This window comes from Allolucifera butyrica (assembly GCF_900476375.1).
Lineage (GTDB): Bacteria > Bacillota > Negativicutes > Sporomusales > UPPP01 > Lucifera > Lucifera butyrica.
Map to the genome: position 1 here is coordinate 1 of NZ_UPPP01000053.1, position 18680 is coordinate 18680.

Sequence of the window (18680 nt, forward strand, 5' to 3'; positions counted from 1 at the left end):
ACGGCCGCGTGGATCGAACAGATTCTGGGGGAAGATAATGTAATTGAGCACACCGATATTGGCCTGCGGGCCAAAACAGCCCCGCCTGTCGGCGGCGGCGCCAGACACATTGTGTTCCGGGATAATGCCCTGAAAGATATTAAAAAACAGGCTTTTCTGTTCACTTCCGGCTACTCCGACCCCAATGCGGTTGTCCAGTATGTTCCGGCTCCGCTTCCGCCCCAATTCCGGGATATTTTCATTAAAAACTGCACCGTAGACACGACCGGCGCAGCCGCCATTGAAGTAAACGGAACCGCCAACGGCCCCCATGAAAATTTGCATTTTGAAAACATTGTGTTTCATAATGCGAAACCCATAAAACTCAATTACTTAAAAAACAGTTCCTTTAACAATATCACTTTTGACGATTATACGGTCAATCCCTGGATTATCACCAACTCCAGCGGGCTAATCTTTAATAATAATAACCCTGAACCAAGAACATAAAAGAGGATTCCCTCTGTTTCAACGAGTCCCGTCAGCCTGTCCATGGCCGCTCAGGGGGCTCGTTTTTGTTACTCAATAATACCCTAGTGTCCCGGCCATCTTGGCTCTTCGCACACACCACATAAAAAACAGCAATCCCCCGCCAAAGTAAAAAACAGACTGGGAACAAAGAAAGGACAGACTGCCGTCCTGCCATAAACGATCCATCGGCTGCAGCTTTAATAACGTTTCCCGCAATAAAATGACGCCTTGAGTTGTTGGCAATGACTTGGCAACAACGGCAAGCCAGGGCGGAAATTTTTCCACCGGCAGCATGGAACCGTTAAGAAAAAGCAGGGCATTGGCCGTTAACCCGGCCAGCTCGCCGATCCGTTTGAATACCAGGGCCGCACCGGCAATTAGGAAGCCGAAACCAAATAAGCCGGCCAGAGTAATCATAAAGATAACCAAACTTTGCCATTGCCAAGAAATATGAATTTGAAATCCCCACAGCACGGCCAGTGTAAACAGTAAAATATTGACCGTCGCCGTAATCAATGTTGCAAAAGACCGGCCAATTAAAATCAGGGCTACGGGTACGGGACTCATAAAAATCTGTTCCAGCGTCCCCGCCTGGGCTTCTCCCAGCAAGTCGCGGCACATTCCGGCAATAATAATCGAAGAATATAACCACAGGGAATAGCCGATCAGGGTAAATGTCATCTGGCCGGAACTAATCCGCCCGCCGCCGGTGATAAAACCGATACCCGTAAAGACAATCCCCATCATAATCAATTGCAGAAAGGTTTCAAATTTATAGTTCCAGGCAATCAGCAAGCCTTTATAGGTTTCATTAAGCATGGTTTTGATTATTCGCATAGCAAATGCCTCCCTTTTCATTCTTTACCAGACTTAAAAACACGTCTTCTAAATCCGGCTCAACCGGCGACACCGAGATTAAAGGCATTCCCAGCTTTCTGATTTTATTAAGCAAACTATATAACTTAGTCTGGCTGCTAATGGAACCGGTTAACAGCGTTACATCCTGCTCTTCCTTTATGGCAATTTGACTAAACTGAGCATCCCCGTAACCAAGAAAGGGACCGTTTACTTTAATTTGATAATAATCCCGTCTAAAAAGCAGCAGCAATTCCGCCAAACTTTGGTCCGCTATAACTTTTCCCTGATGTATAATCACGATTCGTTCGCAAAGTTCCTGTACGACGTCCAACTGATGTGAAGTGATAATCACCGTCTTGCCGTGGTCCCGCGCCAACCGGCTCAACAGGGCTTTCATAATTTGCGTCGCTTCTACATCGAGTCCCAGGGTCGGCTCGTCCAGAACCAGGATGGGCGGATCGGCGATCAGCGCGCAGGCAATGGCCACTCTTTGCTGCATGCCCCGGGAAAAGTTCCGGACCATATCGTTGCGCCGGTCCCATAGTTCCAGTTCCCGCAGCAGCGCCTCTCCCCGCTCCTGAATACTGCGCCGGGAACACCCCTTCAGATTGCCGAAATATACCAGATTTTGCCAGGCCGTTAATGGCCAGTAAATATTTCTCGTTCCCTCTAAAACCACGCCGATTTGCCGCATGGCCTCACTGCGCTGCCGGGCCACATCGCAGCCGTTAAGCGATATCTGTCCGGCCGTAGGAGTTACCAGGCCGCACATCATTTTTATCGTCGTGGTTTTGCCGGCGCCGTTGGAGCCAAGAAAACCAAACACTTCCCCCTGCCGTACCAGAAAACTAACGTTATCAACGGCAGTAAAATCATTTCCTTTGCTTTTCCGATAGACCTTACTGAGAGCCTTGACTTCCACCGCGGTATCCGTTATGCGCTTTACATTCAAGCTTAACCCTCCATCTTTATAATTTAGACCTGCTTTTTAAATCCCCATAGCTTTTTCCAGTCTGGCTTTACTGCTGTTATAGTCGTACAGGGCCTGATGATAGTCCGTTTGGGCCCGGGTCAGCGCCAGCTGCGCATCAAGCACATCCAGGTTGGTACCGACTCCTTCCGTATAGCGGACCTCGTTAATCCGGCAAGTTTCCTGCGCTTTAGCCACTGCATTCTTGCTGGCCTCAATCCGGCTTTCCGCCACTCCTAAATCCAGATAGGCCTGCGTTACTTCCAGAATCGCCGTATCTTTCGTCTGCCGGATCTGTTCCTGCGCTTTGTCGACGCCGCTTTCCGCCTCCTTCACCTTTGCTTTGGTAAGACCGGAATCAAAAAGATTGAAAGAGGCGGAAAGACTTATCGACCAATAGCTCTGTTTCGTTCCGGGAAATTTGTTATCAGCCCAGTCGTTGCTGCCATTGACCGTAACCTGAGGTGAAGCGTTGCTTTTAGCCACTTTTACCCCGCTTTGGGCGATGTCAGTCTGCATGTGCGCCTGCAAGACATCCGACCGGTGTTGTAAAGCATAGTGAATACAGTCCTCAAGGGACTGCATATATTTTTGATACGTTAAGTCCCCCTTCACCCGGATCTCACTGTCCAACGGCAGGCCAAGCCTGTTTTTCAGGCTGTCAAGCGCCTGGGTATAATTATTCTGTGCTTTCATAAGATCTTGCTTTTTATTGATTAATTCCACCTCGCTGCGCAGCACATCGGACCGGTTTACTGTCCCCGCGTCATACTGCGCCCGGACAGTCTCCAGATGAGTGGCGAGATTATCCAGCCCTTCCCGGCTGACTTGCAGCAAATCGCGGGTCTGTAAAACAGAAAAGTAAGCATTCGTAGTATCCAGTTTCAGTTGCTGCTCGGTCTTTCGAACTTCCAGACCGGCCACTGTCAGTTTTTGTTTCGCCTGGGCCAGTGTCCCCTCCAGATTTCCGCCACTATAAAGAGGCACACTGACACTGATCCGGTTATCAAACGAAGTGGACGCGCCCCCCAGGGTTATATCGGGTAAATAAAAAGAAGTTCCCGCTAAATAACTTTGCAGGGAAAGCCCTTCAATTTCCGACCGGGCGTCAATGTGAGTAAACGTCAAAGCAGGGCCAAATTTGGCCTTCGCTTCGCTGACGGCCCAGTTCGCATTCGTTTCATCGGCTTGAGCCATTTTGACCGCGGGATTATTTTTCAGCGCCAGCGCAATACTGTCAGCCAGCGATAGTTCCAGCGGTGCCGCCAAACCATAGGTACTGTTTATCAGAATCATTCCTCCTGCCAGCACCGCGAACAGGAATTTTCCCCATCCTTTTTGTCCTATCATGCTTTAAATTCCCTCCGTGTTTTATAATTCGGGATTTCATGTCGAAGGCGTTATGGCGATTTGCGCGGTCATATTCCAATGCAGCCGTTCATCCCAGCGCTCCGGAGCAATAAACACCGTGTAAGTGATGTCGCCCCGTTTTTTCTCGCCATAAGCCCGGATAAACTTCACCCGTCCGGGGAGATCCAAACCCGGTATTCCGTCAAAAGTCAGTTCCACCGCATCCCCCACTTTGACCTTGGCGACAGACAGTTCCGTCAAATCGTCGCTGCGGACTTCCCAGGACGATTCATCGGCAATCCGGACCAGTACCGTCCCGGCGGCAGCATGTTCACCCACTTTCACATCCATGAAAACCACCGTGCCGTCTATGGGCGCCCGCAGTTCGGTTTTGTTCATTTGCCCCTGGGATTCCGCCAGTTTCTCTTTACCGGCCGTCAGATCGGCTTGGGCTTGCGCTAAGGCTGCCTCTTTTTCCTGTACCGCCGTCTGAGCCCGCTCCAATTCTTGCCGGGTTGTTGCCCGGGCTTTATCCAGCCGCTGCTGGCGCGCCAGTTCCCGCTCCGCTTCCGTCAGACTGACCCTTGCTTGTTCTACCGCGGCGGCGGCGCCGGCTACATTCGAACGAGCGCTTCCTACCCGGTCCTGATACTCCTCCCGAACCAGCCGGATAATCGGTTGTCCCTCTTTCACGCGGTCTCCTTCCCTGACCAGCACATCCCCTACCGTACCCTCTACCGGCATTGCCAGTTCGGCGTAATGAACCGGATAAACTACGCCTTCCGCCAGCACCTTGTTATCGGCCTTTACAACCGGCAGTTCCTGTTTCTTGCCCTGGTCACCATGCCACAGCCGCCACAAACCGGCCGTCAGCATTATAGCCAGCAGCAGAGACAACAGCCAATGCCGCTTCAGCCAGTTGCTGCGGACCGACGCCTGTTCTTTTATCGCCATATCAATGTCTCCCCTTGCCTCATTTATTCGTAGTTCAATGCACTTCGTACGCTGATGCGCGCTGCATTCCGGGCCGGCAATAAACTGGCCAGTACCGACAGCAGCGCCGATAATCCCAGCCAGATACCCACTCCCAAAAAACTAAAGGAAAATTCCAAAGGATTCTGCAGGAATAACACTCCGACCTGACGGCTTAAAAGGAATGCCACCGGCAGCGCCAGAATGGTTCCCAGCAGCCAGCTTAAGAAGCCGGTGCAGAGAGCCTCGACAAGAAATACTTTGCCGATGTCCAGACTGGAAGCGCCAATAGCCCGCATTACGCCAATTTCCCGGGTCCGCTCCAGCACGTTAATACCCATGGCGCCCGTCAGCCCCAAAGCGCCCACAACCGCCAGCAGTACGGCCATAAGCAGCAAAAACACGGTAATAATATCAAACTGGGAACGGATACGTTTCTTCTGTTCCCAGGTAATCTCTACATTCTGAACCCGCAAGCCGTCTTTTTTCAGATGCTCCTCCAGATTTCTGCCGATGCTGCTTTGTTCTAAAGGAGCCGCCGAATCCGTTATAACCTGTACCGATCGGGCTCTTCCGGCCTCCTGAACTGCTCCGGTCAGCCACTGATAAGGAGCGTAAACAATGGGGCCGGTTAATATGCCCTGGACAATGCCCACGACGGTGAACCGCAATTTCCGGTCCCCCACCATGATGAACGCCGGACCGCCCACCTTTAACTGTGGACTGTCTTTCAGCATCGTGGTGTTCACCACCAAGGCGCTTTCATCACCCGGCAAAAGCCACCGACCTGCAATGACCCGGGGTTGAATCATCCGGGTGTCCGGCGGCGGCGCCAGGATAAACACATTTTTACTGGCTTCCGTCTTCGCTTCCGGCCGGTCGTCCGCCAGCACCCGGCCGGATGTCCGGCCCCAGCATTCTACCGCTTTCACCCCGGGAACCTGTAATAATTCCTGGTCAATCCGGTTTTTTTGATAACTCTGGGCAAGCTCGACGGAAATATCGTAGTGAAAATAGTCCAGAGCCTGGTCCAGGGTTGAATACAGGGAGGAACGGACCGAAAAAACCGCCATAAACACCGTACCGGCCACAGTCAGCGTCAGCAGGGTAAGAGCCAGTCGGCCTTTTCGCCGGAAGGTATTCCGCAGCGACAACAGCACCGGCCGGGGTAATCCCCGCAACCGTTCCAATCCCCTGTCCACCCAATGATCCAGACGGCCTTGGGCCTCCACGCCGCCAATGCCATAATCGGTCAGCGCCTCCCGCACCGTTATGCCCGTTCCGCGCCATACCGGCCATAGCGCTGCGGCCAGCGGCACCAGAATGGCCACGGCCAGTTCCAGGGCTACGACCCGGGCCGGCACTTCCAACTCGCCGGCATCAAAATTAAACATCCCGGCCATAAAACCGGTTACCGCCCGGGCCGCCAATGCCCCCAAAGGGACCGCCACGACAAATGCCAGCAAGCCATATGCCCCCACCAAAGTCAGATACATGCGCAAGATCTGGTCCCGCTGCGCCCCGATGGATTTCATAATTCCCACCTGCCGTACCTGCTGGGTCAAAATAGATGAAACCGTATTTGCCAGCAGGAACGTTCCCAGCATCAGCGACAGAACGCCCAACACTGCCAGCAACAGCAGCAAAGCGTTGATCGCCCCCTGCATCTGATGCTCTCCCGGCTTGTTCACTTGCAGCCAGGATACGGTGGTATTGCCCTGTTCCAGCTTTCGCCAAGCCTGCCGGCCCACTGCGGCAATAGGCGCCGTATCCTGGCCCTGCAGCACCCAGGGCTGAACTACCAGATTAATCTGGTCCAACCGGCGTGACTCGTCCAGTTTGGCCAGCGTATCCATACTGATATAGCCGTAGAAACTGCCGCTGAACAGGCTGGGCGTCTGGCTTGGATCATATACGACCCCGGTCACTTTCAAAGATCGCTTGTGCCCCAGGGATGTCTCTACCAAAATCCGGCTTCCCTGAGAGATCCCCATAGCCTTCAAAGAAGACCGTTCCAGCAATACATCCCCGTCTCCGGGCGGCCAGGCCCCGGCAATATGCCGCACCACATTCACCTTTTGTTTGACGTAGTCCGGAATTGCAATCAGAGCCATCTGGCGCCACTGCCCGTCAGCGGTAAGCACCCGTAAATTCACGTTGCGCCGGCCTTCGGCTTCCTTGACGCTCCGCAAACTGCGAATACTTTGCACCAGTTCCTCATTGAAGGGATCGGCAAACAAACTGGCGCTGGCCGGCGACGCCGACCTCCAGCTGACGCTCAGGTCCCGCTGAAACATCAGATAGGAACTATAGACCATTCCTACGGCGAAAACGCCAACCGCGATCGAGAGCACCACCAAAACGGTCCGCATCTTGTTGCCTCCCAGGTCGCTCCATACCTTGCGCCAGCGTGGCGAGAACCAATAGTAGCCGCTCATACATCCCCCTCCCCGGCCAGAATACGCCCCTCCGCTACCGTTACGATCCGGTTGCAGCGGCAGGCTAAATCTTCATCATGGGTAACCATCAAAATGGTTTTACCGCCGCCTGCCAGTTCCCGGAACAGTTCAATAACGGCGGCGGCCGTGCGGGGGTCCAGATTGCCCGTAGGCTCATCGGCTACCAACAGCGGCGGATCATTGGCCAGCGAGCGGGCAATCGCCACCCGTTGCTGCTGACCGCCGGACAAACTGGCCGGAACCTTATCCGCCTGGCTCTCCACCCCCACCAGAGCCAGCAGCTCTAACGCCCGCTCCGGCCGTTCCGCCGGCCTGTAGACATTGCAAAAGTCCATGGGCAGCATGACATTTTCCAGCACGGTCAAGGTCGGCAGCAGTTGAAAAAACTGAAAAACAACTCCCACCGTGCATCCCCGCCATACGGCAATCTGGTTTTCCGTCAAAGTATGCACCGGCGTTCCTGCTACCCACACTTCCCCTGCGGATGGACGGTCTATACCGGTAATCATATTAATCAGCGTGGATTTGCCATTGCCCGACTTACCCACCACGGCGACAAATTCACCCGTCCCCACCTGCAGATCAATTCCCTTCAGGGCGACAAATTCACCGGCCCCGGTCAGATAAACCTTGCGCACCGCCTTAAGCTCTACCGCCGGCGCTTCTGGCTTGGGCCGGGGTAATTCGCTCACTGCCAGCCAGGGCAGCCATTTTTCAATCATCGTCTGTTCCTCCCCGCAGCCGCTTTACAAACGCAAACAAAAAAGACCCCATGGGTCTTTTCATACTTTCTTCTCTTATCCTGGTATTAAAAATCCTCTAAAGCGGCGGCAATTTCATAAATGTAAAAATATACTGGCCAACAATTCTGCAGCCGACTTCAAAAATATAGCCTGCATTATAAGCTTCTCCGGCCGGTGTCAGTAATTTACCGCTAAAACTGCGGGTATCTTCCCGCCAGACCAATTCCGCTGCCGCATAATCAAGAAATGTCCTGGTCAGAGGAAAGAGCGCTTTAAAAGCGCTCTCTTTGGCGGAAAAAATCATCAATAATCGTTCCGGCAGCCGGGATTTTTCCCGTGTTACCCAGACCATTTCCTGTTTTGTACAAATGTATTTTTCCAGTCCGGCCGGAACCGTTTCATCAATCAATTCAATATCAATGCCGATGCCGGCGGCATTTTCCTGCCGCGTCACCGCAGCCAGGGCAAATTCGCCGGAATGAGTGATAGCGCCGGCCACACCCGGGGGCCACAATGGTTCATTGTCCGGTCCTTTCCGGACGGGAAAATCATTGATATTGATTTGGCGTAAGGCGCTATGGGCGGCAGCCCTGCCGAGACAAAATTCAATCCTGCGTTTTGCTATGGCGTTACCACTAACGAGCGCCAATTCCTCAGGATACAAAACCGCTTCGTCATAATCGGCAGCCGTCTTCAACGCAAACCCAAATTCCCGGCTAAAAGGCGATGCTATGTAAAGCATTACTTGAATACCAATCTATGCAGCCAATGTTTTTTTATCGTCACTGCTTGCCGTGGACACAGCTCATGGCAGCAGAAACAGCTTATACACCGCTTTAAATCCGGCAAAGGTTTTCCCGTGCTCATATCAATGATTCCGGCCGGGCAGCCTCGGGCGCACTCGCCGCAGCCAATACAGGTCGCATAATGAAATACCGGTTTGGCCCGCAAAATATTGATCAGGAATTTTTCCACCGTCCGGGGAACCACACCGCTCAACAGACTCTCGTTCAAAGATGCGGGCAGTTTAAACGGCGCGATTTGAAGCTCTTCCAGCGCCGGTCCTTTCACCGACAAGTCTTTTACCTCGCCGCTGAAAATTCCCCTTTCCCGGGCAATTTTTATGGTCGGCACATAGAATGGGTCGATGCCGATAATATGAGCGGCAGCCGTATCCAGGGCATAGGGATTTTCGCCGGCCAGAATTAGACCGGCCTGCCTCTTTTCCCCCGCGGAAGGTCCGTCCCCTTCCATGCCTTCGACGGCGTCAATCACGCTAAAAACGGGTCTAATGTACTCGCAGATATCAAGCAAATGATGGGCAAAATTTTCCCGGTTATTCATTTTAAAATGATATTCCGCTTTAGTCAGCCCCGGAATCACTCCGAATAAGTTTTTTACCGCCCCCGTAAAAACCATCATCCCATGAGTTTTACATTTCGCCGCGGATACGACAAAATCGACGTCCGCGGCAATTTTTATGATTTGCATGTGCTTCAACTGCCGCGCCTGCTCATTTGCAACCGTCACGGCAGTGGTATCGTAGTTCAGGTCACAGCCGGTTCTCGCCGCAACCTCCAGCATTCCCGTCGCTTTATAAATGCCGGCCAACCGCTTTTCATTGAACGGGCCGCCCGGGCTGTCGCCGATGACGACGCGGCAGCCCGAGGCCTGCAGATACCTGACAATAGCCTCCACCACGGTGGGATGCGTCGTCACGGCGTCTTCCGGTACGTTTTTCTTCAGCAAATTGACTTTAACCAGGACCCGGGACCCGCTCTTCACCTTCTCCCTGAGGCCGGCAAGCTGCCCCAGACAGGCAAAGACCGCTTTCTCCACTTCCGGATAATGATATGTCTTACACTCCGTAATGCTAACCGTTTCCATTTTGCCGCTCCTATCATAATATTCGATTTGCCTTAAATAAATCCGACATTCCGGCAGTGTTCCAGCATCTGCCTGATTTTAGCCTCATCCAGTTCCGGCCATTTAAAATTCAGCGTCTTCAGAATTCTTTCCGTTTTTTGCTGGCGTAAAATAAAGGCGGTTTTGCTGGCTCCCTCAAAAAACAGGTTCGAGTGAACTAAAATCCGGGAAATGTAGTTTTGCATTTCCTTTTCTTGATATTTTTCGTATAAATATTTCACGAAAGCATTGACCGGCATGGTTGCCACCGGCATTTCCGCCCGGTTGAACAGTTCAGCCAGGGAAACCATACTGATCTGACGGCTGTTAAAGAGATGGTAAGTTTCATTCTGCAAGTCTTGTTTGTCGAATAATAAAACGACCGCCTTAGCAACCGAATCGGCAAAGGAAAAATTCATGTCTTTCGTATTGACCGCCGGAAAATAGCCAATTTTAAGCAGACATTTTAGCAGGGTATAAAAAGCATTATCGGTTATATTCTCCTGAAAGATACCGGTGGCTGAATCAAAGACCAGATTGCCGACCCGGAAAATATTGACCGGCAGTCCCTTTTCCCGGGCCTTAAGGAGAAATTTCTCCGCCGCCAGTTTGGTGGCCACATAATAATTGTCGGAACTCTGCCCCACATCGCAGTCTTCTTCCGTGAATACCAGCCGGCTCCTTCCCCCGACGTAACCGCTTCCCACGCTGGTAGTGGATATAAAATTATAGGCCTTTCGCTTCCCTTGGCCGGCAAACTCCGCCAGTCTTTGCGTTCCCAATACATTTACAGCATGAAAATCGTCGTAATGTCCGTAATGCTTGACATGGGCGGCGGAATTAATAACGCAGTCAATGGCCCCGGCCAATTCCCGGTACCGGTCTGGTTCCAAACCCAAATATTCCTTGGACAAATCACCGTTAAACACGCAAATCCGGTCTGCCAGGCCATCCCCTTCCAGATTAAAATGGAACTTCAGTTTGGCCCATAGTCTTTCCTTCGCCGCTGTGTCGTTTTTCCCTCTGACCGGTAAATAGACTTTATAGCCGGTGTTTTGCAACAGTTGGTATAAAATATGGATCCCCAGATACCCGGTCCCACCGGCCAGCAAAATATTTTTATAAGCCGCCGTTACGGCAAAGCCGGCTTTGGGGTAAGACTTCTTTACCTGATTACAACATTTCAGTTCATGGCGCAAGGCTCCGTCAAAGTGAACCTCCGCCGTCCTGGTCGCCGCCGCTTCCTGCATGGCGTCCACTATGGCCTTTAACCGGTCCCGGGAGTAGCCGGCCTTGTCGGCCAGCGCCCGGATGGTCTGACATTGGAAAATATCGTTGATGCCGACTTCAAAGTCCAGGGCGAGCCGCGCCGCCACCTGGATGGCTTTGATGGAGTTTCCCCCGAGGGAAAAGAAATTATCGTCAATGCCGATTTTTTCCCTGCCCAGAACTTCCTGCCAAACCGCCTGGATTCTCGCATCCATCTCGTGGCGCGGCGCTATATACCCCACTCCCGCAGACAGGTCTTCCTCCGGCTGAGGCAACGCTTTGCGGTCAACCTTGCCGTTGGGATTTAACGGTAGCTTATCCAGTTGGGTAAAGTATAGCGGCACCATATATTCCGGTAGGGCTTCCAACAAATAGGCTTTGAGCTCATCAACGGCCAACTCCCTGTCGCCGGTTACATAGGCGGCAAGATATTTATCTCCCCGCCCGTCTTCCCGGTCTATGACGCAGGCTTCCTTAACTGCCGCATACTGTAATAGCCGGTTTTCAATTTCACCCAGTTCGATACGGAAACCCCGGATCTTAACCTGATGGTCAATGCGCCCAAGAAACTCAATGGTACCATCCGCCAGCCATCTTGCCAGGTCTCCTGTCTTATACAGCCGCGTTCCGGGCCGGAAGGGATTGGCGGCAAACTTCTCCGCCGTAAGTTCCGGCCGGTTTAAGTAGCCTCTGGCTAAGCCGGCGCCGGCGATACACAGTTCTCCCGGCGCGCCGGCCGGCTGCAGCCGGTTATGGCGGTCTAGGATATAGACTTCGGTATTATCGATAGGCCGACCGATGGACGGCAGCGCATCAGCCGCTTCTCCGGCAGCGACACAGCCGCAGGTTGTGACCACCGTATTTTCCGTCGGCCCATAATGATTCATCAGGGTAAACGGCAATCCCGGCCGGGGGCGGCGGTGCAGCTGATCCCCGCCGGTCAGCATATACCGCAGCGCCATGGCCGGCGGCCATTCTTCCGTCAGCAAGGCTTCTGCCAGCGGCGTCGGCAGAAAGCTTACCGTAATCAAATTGTCTTTCAGCCACGCAATTAGTCCCGGCAAGGATGCCCGCGTTTCCGGACCGGGAATATATAATCCGGCGCCGGCGGTTAGATAAGGCCATATCTCCCAAACCGAAGCATCAAAAGCCGGTCCGGCAATCAAGGTAGCCCGGTCCCCGGCTGTAATATCATAAGCCCGCCGGTGCCAGGCCGCCAGATTCACCAAACTGGTCTGCTCAATCTCAACCCCTTTTGGATTGCCCGTTGAACCTGATGTATAAATCACATAGGCCAGGTCACGGGCCGTGGTTTCCCGTACTAAATCGGCAGTATCGCCCCGGTATAATGCCGGATTTTCCAGCACCAGCACTTCCCCGCCGAACGTGATTTTAGCCGCCAGCCGGTCTTGGGTCAGCACGATTTTTGCGCCGCTGTCCGTCAGCATATAGCGGATTCTCTCCGGCGGGTAATCCGGGTCAATAGGCAAATAAGCCCCGCCGGCCTTGAGGATTGCCAGAATCCCAAGCAGCATCCCGGGCGAGCGTTCCGCCACAACCCCCACAAGACAATTCGGTTTTACCCCCTTATTTCTTAGCACGCCTGCCAATTGATTGGCTTTTTCATTAAGGATCCGGTAAGTGAATTGCTGTCCGCCGGCAACGACCGCCAGATTGTCCGGTGTCCGCCTTACCTGGGCTTCAAACAGTTCCGGAATGGTGGCCTCGCCGGGATAGGCCACTTGGGTCTGATTAAAGGTGAATAACCGTTCTCTTCTTTCCGCCGCCGCAACCATATCAACCGCTTTGACCGGTATGGCCGGATTCCGGAGCACCGCCGCCATGACCGACAGGATATTCTCCAGCAGCCTTTCGATAAACTGCCGGTCGTACACCAGCGTATTATACATGAATTTAATCTTAAATTGCCGGCCGGGAAGGATAACCAGATTCAAATCATAATTGGTCTGTTCAAAAACTTCCTCCACTTTTACCGCTACGCCTGAATTTCCAAATACCGCTTCTTTCATCGGGTAATTTTCCCAGGCAATAATGTGGTCGAATAGCGTGTCCTTTAAACGGGTTGCTGTCTGAATTTCGGCCAGCGGGTAATAGCTATAGCGTTCCGATTCCAGTGCGGCTTGCTGGACTTGCTGCAGGAGAGCGGCAAAGGATTGATTCCCGTCGCATTGAACCCTTACGGGCAACGTATTAATAAACAAACCAACCATATTTTCTATGCCCGGTATTTCCTGAGGCCTGCCCGATACGACCGCGCCGAACACGACATCCTCCGTATTGCTATATCGCTGCAGGACAAGTCCCCAGATGGTCTGGAACAGCGTGCCAAAAGTTACCTGATTCCTCCTGGCTACCTCTTCCAGACCGTCTTTTACTGTCTCATTCAAGGGAAAAAGAAATTCCGCCGGCTCGTATTTCCCCATTGCGGCACCGGCGCTGTTCTTCGGCAGCAGGGTCCGTTCCTCATAATTACTCAGGTAAGCCTGCCAGTATGTTAACGCCGCCGCCTCATCCTGCCTGCCAAGCCATTGGATGTAGTCACTGTAGGGATAAACTCTCCCCGATCCCGGCGGTTTTTGCTGCGTCTGCAGGCAAGCATACATGCTGAAAAATTCCTTTAATATAATCCCCAGGCACCAGCCGTCCATTACAATATGATGGAAACTCCACAGCAGTTTGCCGGAACCATTCCCGGTCCGGATTATTGCTAACCGCAGCGGCATCCCCCGGGTCAGGTCAAACCCGGTCTTTTTATCCCTGGCCTTAAAGTCGGCGATAAATAAATCCCGGTCCGCCGGCGGCAAATGGGCAATGTCCTCAACCTGGATGCAGGCCTTTTGTTGCCGAAGCACCACCTGGACCGGCCGGCTCAGCTTCTCATATACAAATGCCGTCCGCAATACGTCGTACCGTTCGATCAGTTTGTTGAAGCAAACTTCCAGGTGATTAACATCCAGTCCTTCATCCATGGATAGAAGAGCTTGTTCGAAATAGGCTGCCGAGCCGGGCTCCCGGATGGCATGGTACAACATGCCGGTTTGCATCGGCGACAGTGCATACAGGTCTTTTACATTATTTTTATCTACGGTTTGCCATACCGTCTCCAGCTCGCCAAGGGTTAAGTTAGAGTAGGTAAAATCACTGGGAGTCATCTCGACGGCATCCGCCGCACAGCAATGGTTGATTAGATTCAGCAATTCCCGGCGAAAGGTTCCGGCAAATTTTTCAATCGTGGTCTGGTTGTATTCTCCCTGATGATAGGAAAACTTCACCGCCAGCCGGCCTCCCGCCACCATGCCGTTGATATCCAGAGCATAGGGACACTCCATGGCTGGTGCCAGACAATTGCCCACGGAAATTGACGACAGGCCGAAAAGCTCATTATTGGCTTCTGCGTCGAATTGTCCCAGATAGTTGAAGCTAATTTCCGGCCTTAGACTGAAAGCAAGGTTCTCTTTATTGACTGGCAAGGTCAGATATTTTAAAATCCCATAGCCAATTCCTTTGTGCGGAATGCGCCGCAGAGTTTCTTTCACTGTTTTGACCCGGCCGGCAAGGTCACGGTCGCCGCTCAGGTCCAGAATCACCGGATATTGCGCCGTAAACCAGCCGACCGTCCTGGTTATATCCACATCGCCGATGACTTCGTCCCGGCCGTGTCCTTCCAGGTTGAGGGCAATTTTGCTATTACCGCTCCACTTCTTGACGGCAAGCCCCAGGGCCGTAAGCAGAATATCGTTGATTTCCGTATTATAAGCCCGGTTAACCTCTTGCAGCAGCCGCGCTGTATCTTCAGCCGTAAATTCCACTTCGGCCGTCCCGGCATCCCGGTAAGTTTTGGATGTGACAATCCGGTCCTTAGGCAGCGGCTTTAGCGGCACGGTTTCCAAACCGGCCCAGTAGGCCGCTTCTTTTAAGAGGTCCGGGCTGTTGGCGTAAGCCGCCAGCCGGGCCGACCAATCCCGGAAAGAGTCCGTCTTGGCGGCGAATTCCACCGCTTCCTGCCGGGAAGCTTGCTCATATCCTGTTCCAAGGTCCTCGAGAATAATTCGCCAGGATATTCCGTCGACCACGAGATGGTGGATTACAATCAGCAGATGGTCGCCAGCCGGTGTTTTAAAAAGAGCGCTTTTAACCAAGGGCCCCTCGTAAACATCAAGACTTTCCTGGATTCGGTTAATTTCCCGGGTAATTATTTCCCGGAAATTTCCATTTTCCCGCCAATCAAATACTTCCAGCGAATACAGTTTTCCCTCAATTCCCCGGTTATAAAGAACGGCTCCTTCCCCACCCTGACGGACCACCATCCGCAGGGCGTCATGGTGCTCGACGAGTTTGGCCATAACCTGTCGCAGTAAGGGTTCCTCAAAACCGGCCTGCCCGTAGAGCATAACCGCCTGATTGAAATGGTGTTTGGCCGTAAAACTTTGTTCCAGCAGCCAGTGCTGAATTGGCGTAAGCGCAGCCTCTCCTTCGATGCTCCCCTGCTCTGCCGTATGGGCTGCGTTTTTAAGCAGGCCGCTTACTTCTTCAATTACGGGATGTTTGAATAAATCTTTCATTTCCAGTTTAAGCTGATAACTGTTTAACCGTGATAAAACCTGGATGGCTTTTATTGAGTCGCCGCCCAAATTAAAAAAGTTGTCTCGGATTCCGACCCGCTCCGCATTTAATACGTCCTGCCATATTTCCGCCAATATAACTTCCTGCGGGTTTCGCGGCGCTACATATTCCACGGCCGTTTTTCGGCTGAGATCCGGCTCAGGCAAAGCCCCCCGATCGATTTTGTCGTTGGGAGTAAGGGGCATTTCGTCCAGTTGCTGCCAATACGATGGCACCATATACTCCGGCAGGGCTTGCAGCAGATATTCCCTGAGCTCGCCGGCCGCCAGGCTGTCCTCCGCCATAAAATAGGCCGCCAGATACTTGTCTCCCTGTTTATCTTCCCGGACGGTTACTGCCGCTTCCCTGACGGCCGGATGCTGCAGCAGCCGCGCTTCAATTTCACCCAGTTCAATCCGAAAGCCCCGGATCTTCACCTGCTGGTCAATCCGGCCCAGAAACTCGATATTGCCGTCCGGCAGCCATCTTGCCAAATCGCCGGTCTTATACATTCTTTCCCCCTGGTGGAAGGGGTTGGCAACAAACTTTTCCGCCGTCAGTTCCGGCCGGTTTAGGTATCCCCGGGCCAGCCCGGCGCCCGCTATGCACAGTTCGCCCGCCGCGCCGACAGGCTGCGGACGGTTATGCCGGTCCAGGATATAAACTTGCGTATTTAGAATCGGCACCCCGATCGGTACCGAACCATAACCCGGCTCCCTGGCGTTGTATTGCCAGGTCGTGGCAATCACCGTCGCCTCCGTCGGTCCATAGGCATTACTATAGGCCACTTTATCCCGCCATTTGGCAACTAACTCTTTAGTTATGGCTGAACCGCCCGTAATCAGCCGTTTCAGCCCGGTTAGCCGCGCCGGCTCCAGCCCGGCTAAATAGGTTGGCGGCAACAGGGCGATGGTAATCCCGTTTTGCCCGATAAACCGTTCAAACTCAACAAAGTTATGAATTGTTTCCGGTGAAACCAGAACCAATGCCGCCCCATTCAGCAAGCTGATAAATATTTCCCAAACCGAAGCGTCGAAGGAACTGCTGGCAAACTGCAGCATTTTATCCTGCTCATTCAGTTGATAGGTCATTTGAAAAAAAGTTTTCAAATTGGCAATTCCCCGGTGTTCGACCATAACCCCCTTGGGATTTCCCGTAGAGCCGGAAGTATAAATGACGTATGCCAAATCGCCGGCAGTATTCCGGTTGGGCGGATTTTGGCCGTCGCCGCTATATAATTTCCCGTCTTCCAGATTCAGGATATCTCCTGCATAGGCAATTCCATCCTGCCACTTTGTTTGGGTAAGCAGAATTTGGGCACCGCAGTCCTGCAGCATATATTCGATTCGTTCCGGCGGATAATGAGGATCCATCGGCAAATAAGCCCCGCCGGCTTTCAATACCGCCAACATGCCAACCACCATTACCGGAGACCGTTCCGTCATGATGCCGACGATGCTGTCCGACTCAACTCCCTTTTGCCTTAATACGCCGGCCAGTTGGTTGGCTTTGCAGTTTAGCTGCCGGAACGTCAGCCACTGTCCGTCAAATACTACGGCCGGTTTGTCCGGATGCCGCGCCGCCTGCGCCTCAAATAACTCCTGAATGGTCTTATTAGCGGGATACTCTGCCTGGGTGGCATTAAAATCATCCAAAATCAGCTGCTGCTCTGCCGCCGGTATGAGGGTAATTGCATCTATTCCGTCTTCCCCGTTTTCCAGTACGGCACCGAGCAAATGCTTGAAATGAGCGGCCACGTTTTCAATAGGGATAAATTTTTCAAATACGTCAAGGCGGTAATCAAAATCAACTAATACATCCCGGGTTTCATTGTAGTCCCTGACGAAGATCGTTAAGGCATTGCGCTCATGCCGGTGAGCCATGCTTACGATATCGTAATCACTGGCCGTCGTATAATTTTCATTAAAATCACGGTTTACAAAAGAAAGAGATACATCGAACAAATTCGTTTTATCCTGCCCCGGCGCGAAGACGGTCCGGCATATTTCCCCAAAGGGAAACTTCTGGTGCCGGTAGCATTCCATCAGTTCGCTCTTTATCAACAGCAGCAGTTCGCGGAAACTTACCGTTTTTCCCGGATTGATCCGCAGCGGAATTATATTGGTGAAAAGACCGATGGTTTGTTTATATTTTGCCTTGCTCCGGTTCAGACTGGGCACGCCGAGAACCACTTCCTCCTTATTGCACACCCGGCTGAAATAGATAAACAGCACCGCCAAAATAAAATGGAACACCGTACCGCCATTTTTTTCACTGAAGGCAATCATTTTATTATATAAAGGCCTGGGAATGCTAAACGTCAGCCTGTCGCTTGGTGCTGACCCGCCGGCTCCGCTGCTCACCTGCCGGTTAAAAAGCGGTTCCGGAATGGTCCGGTATTTATCCTGCCAAAAAGTCTTATCACTTAAAAACACCGGCGAGGCAAGGTACTTTTGATGGTCGGCGATAAAATCGGTGTAAGAATACACGAGTCGCTCCACGGCCTGGCAGCCGGACAATAGCTGATTGTAATTTTCAATGACCTGCTTATACATCAGGGATAAGCCAAACCCGTCAATTATGATATGATGAAAACGCATAAACCAGAAATACCGGTTGTCGGATGCCTTAAGCAAGACAAACTGAAATAAATATTCCTGCCAGTCAAAGGGTTGCAAGAACTCCTGTTGCAGCCAATCCAGGCAGGCTTTAACGGGCTGTTCCCGTTGAGAAAAATCATAGAACGGAAGAGCATAGGCCGGAGGCGCCGCGATTTTCAGACAAGGCTCGCCGCTGTCTTCCACGACTTTCATCCGCAGCGAATCATTTTCCTCGATTAGTATCTGCAATGCCTGATTCAGTGTGGCTTTGTCGATTTTTCCCTTAATATCCATATAGCCGCCTAAATTATAGATCGGCTTTTCCGGGTACAAACACTGCTCCAGCCAAATATCCTTTTGATAGGTAGTCAATGGATACCGGCCAGGCGCAAATTCCACCGTATGCATTTTCTATCGCCTC

10 protein-coding genes are annotated in these 18680 nt (G+C 52.3%); 1 reads left to right on the forward strand and 9 read right to left on the reverse strand.

Going from position 1 to position 18680, the window contains the following annotated elements:
• Positions 1 to 489 (forward strand): glycosyl hydrolase family 28 protein (locus LUCIF_RS01545; RefSeq protein ID WP_207856823.1); only part of this gene is annotated, 489 nt, incomplete at its 5' end.
• Between the two features lie 72 nt (positions 490 to 561).
• Here LUCIF_RS01545 and LUCIF_RS01550 read toward each other — a convergent pair.
• From LUCIF_RS01550 to LUCIF_RS01590, 9 genes are all read right to left on the reverse strand, one after another.
• Positions 562 to 1347, reverse strand: a complete 786-nt coding sequence (locus LUCIF_RS01550; RefSeq protein ID WP_122626118.1) for an ABC transporter permease — start codon at positions 1345 to 1347, stop codon at positions 562 to 564.
• Positions 1322 to 2320 carry an ABC transporter ATP-binding protein gene (locus tag LUCIF_RS01555; protein ID WP_122626119.1) on the reverse strand — a complete coding sequence of 333 codons (999 nt, stop codon included), beginning with the start codon at positions 2318 to 2320 and terminating at the stop codon, positions 1322 to 1324. Before LUCIF_RS01555 ends, LUCIF_RS01550 begins: the two co-directional genes overlap by 26 nt.
• A 36-nt stretch (positions 2321 to 2356) precedes the next feature.
• Positions 2357 to 3688 (reverse strand): TolC family protein, encoded by a 1332-nt coding sequence (locus LUCIF_RS01560; RefSeq protein WP_122626120.1) that lies wholly within the window; start codon positions 3686 to 3688, stop codon positions 2357 to 2359.
• Positions 3689 to 3724: 36 nt separating this feature from the next.
• Positions 3725 to 4642 carry an efflux RND transporter periplasmic adaptor subunit gene (locus tag LUCIF_RS01565; RefSeq protein WP_122626121.1) on the reverse strand — a complete coding sequence of 306 codons (918 nt, stop codon included), beginning with the start codon at positions 4640 to 4642 and terminating at the stop codon, positions 3725 to 3727.
• 23 nt (positions 4643 to 4665) lie between these two features.
• The gene (locus tag LUCIF_RS01570) at positions 4666 to 7098 is read right to left on the reverse strand and encodes an FtsX-like permease family protein (protein ID WP_122626122.1); all 2433 of its coding nucleotides are present in this window, start codon (positions 7096 to 7098) and stop codon (positions 4666 to 4668) included.
• Entirely contained in the window at positions 7095 to 7841 is a 747-nt protein-coding gene (locus LUCIF_RS01575; protein ID WP_122626123.1) for an ABC transporter ATP-binding protein, read from the reverse strand. The genes LUCIF_RS01570 and LUCIF_RS01575 overlap by 4 nt, the downstream gene beginning before the upstream one ends.
• A 97-nt stretch (positions 7842 to 7938) precedes the next feature.
• Positions 7939 to 8604 carry a 4'-phosphopantetheinyl transferase family protein gene (locus LUCIF_RS01580; RefSeq protein ID WP_122626124.1) on the reverse strand — a complete coding sequence of 222 codons (666 nt, stop codon included), beginning with the start codon at positions 8602 to 8604 and terminating at the stop codon, positions 7939 to 7941.
• Positions 8604 to 9749 carry a DUF362 domain-containing protein gene (locus tag LUCIF_RS01585; protein ID WP_122626125.1) on the reverse strand — a complete coding sequence of 382 codons (1146 nt, stop codon included), beginning with the start codon at positions 9747 to 9749 and terminating at the stop codon, positions 8604 to 8606. Before LUCIF_RS01585 ends, LUCIF_RS01580 begins: the two co-directional genes overlap by 1 nt.
• A 32-nt stretch (positions 9750 to 9781) precedes the next feature.
• Positions 9782 to 18667 (reverse strand): non-ribosomal peptide synthetase, encoded by an 8886-nt coding sequence (locus LUCIF_RS01590; RefSeq protein ID WP_122626126.1) that lies wholly within the window; start codon positions 18665 to 18667, stop codon positions 9782 to 9784.
• Between the last annotated feature and the right edge of the window lie 13 nt (positions 18668 to 18680).